Source organism: Salinivibrio sp. IB574 (assembly GCF_001996205.1).
GTDB classification, from domain to species: domain Bacteria; phylum Pseudomonadota; class Gammaproteobacteria; order Enterobacterales; family Vibrionaceae; genus Salinivibrio; species Salinivibrio proteolyticus.
The window spans coordinates 1-4963 of sequence record NZ_MUFN01000060.1; the positions used below are offsets into that span (position 1 = coordinate 1).

The 4963-nt window shown below is 49.8% G+C and carries 6 protein-coding genes and 2 tRNA genes; 4 read left to right on the plus strand and 4 right to left on the minus strand.

Going from position 1 to position 4963, the window contains the following annotated elements:
* From BZJ17_RS17320 to BZJ17_RS16835, 3 genes are all read left to right on the plus strand, one after another.
* The coding region (locus tag BZJ17_RS17320; protein ID WP_206744527.1) for a hypothetical protein at positions 1-185 on the plus strand (185 nt) is incomplete at its 5' end.
* 99 nt (positions 186-284) lie between these two features.
* Positions 285-361: transfer RNA gene (locus BZJ17_RS16830), tRNA-Asp, on the plus strand.
* 8 nt (positions 362-369) lie between these two features.
* A tRNA-Trp gene (locus BZJ17_RS16835) sits at positions 370-446 on the plus strand.
* Positions 447-568: 122 nt separating this feature from the next.
* Here the strand turns inward: BZJ17_RS16835 and BZJ17_RS16840 are convergent.
* A complete protein-coding gene (locus BZJ17_RS16840; RefSeq protein WP_069587470.1) occupies positions 569-964 on the minus strand; it encodes a gamma-glutamylcyclotransferase family protein in 396 nt (131 codons plus the stop codon).
* A gap of 186 nt (positions 965-1150) precedes the next feature.
* Between BZJ17_RS16840 and BZJ17_RS16845 the strand changes: the two genes are divergently transcribed.
* Positions 1151-1993: an endonuclease/exonuclease/phosphatase family protein gene (locus tag BZJ17_RS16845; RefSeq protein ID WP_077641503.1), complete on the plus strand. Its 843-nt coding sequence runs from the start codon at positions 1151-1153 to the stop codon at positions 1991-1993.
* On the opposite strand, the gene BZJ17_RS16850 is transcribed toward BZJ17_RS16845, so the two are convergent.
* The 3 genes from BZJ17_RS16850 to gloB form a co-directional block, all read right to left on the minus strand.
* Entirely contained in the window at positions 1986-2675 is a 690-nt protein-coding gene (locus tag BZJ17_RS16850; RefSeq protein WP_077641504.1) for a YIP1 family protein, read from the minus strand. The two genes, BZJ17_RS16845 and BZJ17_RS16850, sit on opposite strands and share 8 nt — an antisense overlap.
* Entirely contained in the window at positions 2672-4246 is a 1575-nt protein-coding gene (locus BZJ17_RS16855; protein WP_069587469.1) for a LysM peptidoglycan-binding domain-containing protein, read from the minus strand. Before BZJ17_RS16855 ends, BZJ17_RS16850 begins: the two co-directional genes overlap by 4 nt.
* A 70-nt stretch (positions 4247-4316) precedes the next feature.
* The coding region (gene gloB, locus BZJ17_RS16860) for a hydroxyacylglutathione hydrolase (protein WP_077641505.1) at positions 4317-4963 on the minus strand (647 nt) is incomplete at its 5' end.

Here is a 4963-nt window from a genome sequence, read left to right on the forward strand (position 1 = left end):
TGCCGAACTCAGTAGTGAAACGAAGCAGCGCCGATGGTAGTGTGGGGTCTCCCCATGTGAGAGTAGGACATCGCCAGGCTTTAATTGCTTATCTTGTTGATAGCTCGATGCTGTTGATATCTGCGATGCTCATGTATTGGCATACACTGCGCGTCTCGATTCAACATCCTCATCGCATCAAATAAGATAACCTAATTAAAGCAGCTACATGTAAGGCTTTGATTAGACAAAATTTAAGCACCAAAGCAGATTGACGTAAGACTTTGATGAGACAGAATTGATGCGGAGTGGTAGTTCAGTTGGTTAGAATACCGGCCTGTCACGCCGGGGGTCGCGGGTTCGAGTCCCGTCCACTCCGCCACTACTTATAGGGGTGTAGCTCCAATTGGCAGAGCAGCGGATTCCAAATCCGCGTGTTGGGGGTTCGAATCCCTCCACCCCTGCCATCTAAAAAGCACCGACATTTGTCGGTGCTTTTTTTTGATCTAAATATTACCGGTCGAACCCATCTATTTCTGCTACTCAAAAAGCACTGACGCTTGTCGGTGCTTTTGACTGTCTGACAGCGCTAATAGTTTTTGGCGACAAACTGGCTTGGGCCTGCTTCTTCTGGCTGATGACTAAAGCAGAGCTCATAAGTGAAGGCGGTCGTGGTCTGTACCATATCCATATTTGGTTGATAACGAATTTCTACAATAACGCGTTGATAGCCCGCCCCTTCGAATTCATCTAATTGGGGGATGGTCGCCGTGAGGTCTTTTGCTTTTAGCAACCAACCGTGCACGATATCGTCGGGATTGTCACTGAGTTCAATCCCTGGATAGCCTTTTGCCGATCCCCACCCACGATCCGTGCGTACTGCTTGTAATGTAGCGGGATACCAGTCTCCTTGAACATCAGCAAGTAAATAATGATTCCTTTCCCCCGGACACAGGGTGCCATACACAAATAGGTTATTGAGCATGTGGCGTCGCTCCTTGAATGTATATTGTTATTATTGCTTTCACATCCTATCTCTGGGGCTCGATTATCGGCAAGTCATAAAGTGAGATCTTTGCTTGTATTTTAACCGCAAGACGCGCAAAATCGGCGCCCGAACTGATGGCAGGTTATACTCACAGTGGCTGAGTAATCAAAAGTGGTAGACGTGATGAAACGGCGAATTGGTAAAGCGATGGCGTGGGGTACAGCGATTCTAGTGCCGGCCGCTGTGGTGGGTGTAAATGGCTATTTTACCGTGCCAGATAGTACCCAGTTGCATACCGTCTCAGGTATTCACCGGCAATGTGTTGATTATATTCATGCTTCTCCATTGGATGAAGACGGGCATTTTTCATTACTGGTGTGGAATATTTATAAACAGCAACGTCCTCATTGGGAGACGGCGCTGAGTCAATACCGTGACCCTCACCGGTTAATGTTATTGCAAGAAGCCAGTTTTGGTCCTCAGCTTGCTCGCTGGATAAACCAAGCGTCACTTCACTACGATCAGGCTTATGCGTTTGCTATGCAAGATGCTGTGGCTGGAGTGATGAATTTGTCTCAGGTTAATCCGATGCATAGCTGCGCATATACCGCCGTTGAACCTTATCTAAGGCTGCCGAAAAGTGCTTTGTACAGCGAATATCAACTGTCTAATGGTCAGCGACTGGCAGTGGTAAATATTCATAGCATTAACTTTACGTACGCCATGTCAGCGTATAAGAAACAGCTGGCGGCGTTAGAAAAAGTGCTCGCGCAGGTTGAGGGGCCGATTGTTCTCGCTGGAGACTTCAATACTTGGTCTCAACGTCGTTTAGAGGCGGTAAGGGCAATGGTCTCTAGATTATCGCTTCAGGAAATGGTATTTAGCCCTGATGAGCGGATCACGAAATTTGGCTTGCCGTTGGATCATGTTTTTTATCGAGGGTTAGTGGTGGAAGGCGCAAAAGCGTTGGATAACGGCGCCTCCGATCATACTCCGATGGAGGCGCAGTTGAGGGTGATTAGCTAACGGCAATCATCAGGGCCCATCCTCCAAAGACGGCAAACCAAGGCAGGGTGGCAACCACTATCGCTTTACCTTGTTCAAGCGGCGTCCAGAGGGCCAAGACGGTAATACTGAGCACCCAATACCAAGGAAGAAGAATGGGTAGACTCGCCGCCCAAGCACTCCACTCTGACGTCAACGGCAGTTTTAACAGCCCGTTAAGGCTGTTGAGATCTGCGTGGGCAGGTAGAATGAAACTCGGTGACAACATCATATTGGTATAGCTGGCCAGATCACCCACGATGGCGGGTAGTAGGATAAAGCTGGTTGCCGCAAGCCAATGTCGGTAGCCAAAAGTTGGTGCTTCTTGTTTCGTGGCAAGACGGAACCAAAGTGCCAGCGCGAAGATGACCGCCGCACGTCCAAACCAGTCTCCTAGCACCTCTGAGGCCAATAGGGTCTCACGCTCCAACCATTGCTGGGCATCGCCTTTGGACATAGAGAGTGTTTGAATTAACACTCGCTGAAGGGTAGCCAGATCAGTGTGGTCGAAATAGGCGTTCCAAAAAGCCATTGAGCTAAAGCACAGTAATAAGTATGCCAGCCACGCCCATGCAGGACGCTGGCTCAATGCGGCAAAGCAGGCACTCGGCCGGATTACGATATCACGCAAGGCGAACAAAGGGTTAGAGGACGCTACCATCATGAACCGCTACTCCGCGAGATATCAATATGTAGGGTGAGGCGCTGGCCCGGCTGAATATAGGCGTTCTTGCGTAGCTGATTCCACTTAACCAGATCAGACACGGACACATTGTAACGCTGCGCAATGCTGCTTAGGGAGTCGCCTTGGCGAATCTGATAAGTGATGGTACGAACACGTTTTGCGTTATCGTTTTTATCCCAAACGACCAGCTTTTGCCCAATACTCAAGGTATCTCGAGGACTCATGCCATTCCATTTTGCCAGTTGTCGGTAGTCAACGTCATAGCGGCGAGCAATTGTCCAGAAACTATCCCCTTTACGCACTGTATGGGTACGCTTGTAACCGTCGCGCTCAGCGGCTTGTAATGCTGCAAGGCGCTGAGGGGCGCTTAAGGTGTACTGAGATTCGTCTTTCAATGAGACTGGGATCATCAGAGGCTGACCGACACGGATACGTGTGGTACTCAGTTGGTTAGCGCGCTGCAGTACCTTGACCGTCGTGTTGTAGTGGGCAGCAATTTCACTCAGGCTATCGCCCGATTGGACGTAATAACGCTCCACACGTAGCCCTTGGTTGTTATTTTTCGCCAGTTCGGTGTTGAAGCGATCGACTTTATCGATGGGAAGTAACAAGTGGGTCGGACCGGCAGGCGCGGTTGCCCAGTGGTTGTAAGCCGGATTAAGGCTTTGTAACTCTGATACGCTCAGGCCAGCATAGTTGGCTGCCAGTGCTAGGTCCATTTGGATATTGGGTTCAACCAATGCCAGTGCAGGTTTGTTCGCGATGGCGGGAACCTCAAGGCCATATTTATCTTTATGACGAATGACGTCGCCCAGTGCAATCAGCTTGGGGACGTAGCTACTGGTTTCTTTGGGTAAATCGAGGTGCCAAAAGTCGGTTGGCTTGCCCCGTTTCTCATTGTTACGAATCGCACGAGCAACGCGGCCTTCACCGGAATTGTAGGCGGCAATAGCGTGAAGCCAATTGCCATCAAACATACCGTTGAGGTATTCCAAGTAGTCCAAGGCGGCATCGGTGGCTTTTGCCACATCACGACGACCGTCATACCACCAATTTTGTTCCAGTCCGAAGCGTTCACCGGTTGCTGGTACAAACTGCCATAAGCCAGCGGCACGACCGTGAGAGTAAGCAAATTGATCAAACGAGCTTTCGACGATAGGTAGCAATGCGATCTCAAGCGGCATATTGCGCGCTTCTACTTTCTCAACAATTAAGTGCAAGAAAGGAGTGGCACGTTCCGCGACGGTGGCAATGTGGTTTGGATATTTCAGGTACCAATTGCGGTACTGGCGGATAGCGCTGTTATTAGGGACGGGCAGTGACAGCTGCATGCTGATTCGCTGCCACACATCCTCCTGCATTTGCGGTGAAAGTACCGTTGGTGTCGCTGGGGTCGGTTGTTTCTTGGTCGCGGAAACGGTCGGTGTTGCTTTAACCGGAGTAGCCGCGACTGGGGTCTTTTTTGTTGCGATATCCGTATTCTGAGCATCACCTGTCAGCTGACAGCCGCTCAGCAACAGGGTGCTCAAGATAACAAAACGGTACTTCATTGCATAAAACCTTCGTCCAAAATAGCCGATGATAATAGGGGCTGGTTCTATTGATGACAAGAGACTCAGCTCAAAATTCGTCCTTCCACTGCCGCAGAGCCCTGAATACTTCTAGCTCACTGTCATCAGTGGCTCGGCCACTCACCGCTTGAATCACAGTCGGTTCGCTCGTTCGTAAAAATGGGTTTATGCGCCGTTCGCGCTCAATGGTACTCGGTAGAGTCTGTTTTTGCTGCGCACGCAACCTATTTACTTCTTCTCTATACAAATGTAGCGCATCATTTTCCGGCTCAACGGTTAATGCGAAAGCGACGTTGGCCGCCGTGTATTCATGTGCACAAAAAACCTGAGTTTCGATGGGTAAGGATGCAAGCTTTTTCAATGAGTTAACGGCTTGTTCTGCGGTGCCACCGAGTAAGCGGCCGCACCCTGCTGAAAATAGCGCATCGCCGCAGAATAGCTTACCATCGCCGACAAATGCGATATGATCCTCGGTATGGCCTTCTACGCCCACCACCAGAAAACGGTGATCAAACACATCAATCTGGTCACCGTCTTTCACTGCCATCGTAAGTCGAGGGATAGGCTTTACATCGGGACCGATCACAGCAGCACTTGGCGCAAAGCGTACTAAATCTTCAATGCCATTGGTGTGATCCCAGTGATGGTGTGTGATTAAAATGCAGGATAAGGTCAACTCATGTGCCTGAATGTAGT

What these genes read in the sequence shown, in the direction of transcription:
- BZJ17_RS16855 (WP_069587469.1), bottom strand. Translation starts at nt 4,246, where the DNA reads ATGAAGTACCGTTTTGTTATCTTGAGCACCCTGTTGCTGAGCGGCTGT.
- BZJ17_RS16850 (WP_077641504.1), bottom strand. Translation starts at nt 2,675, where the DNA reads ATGATGGTAGCGTCCTCTAACCCTTTGTTCGCCTTGCGTGATATCGTA.
- BZJ17_RS16840 (WP_069587470.1), bottom strand. Translation starts at nt 964, where the DNA reads ATGCTCAATAACCTATTTGTGTATGGCACCCTGTGTCCGGGGGAAAGG.
- BZJ17_RS16845 (WP_077641503.1), top strand. Translation starts at nt 1,151, where the DNA reads ATGAAACGGCGAATTGGTAAAGCGATGGCGTGGGGTACAGCGATTCTA.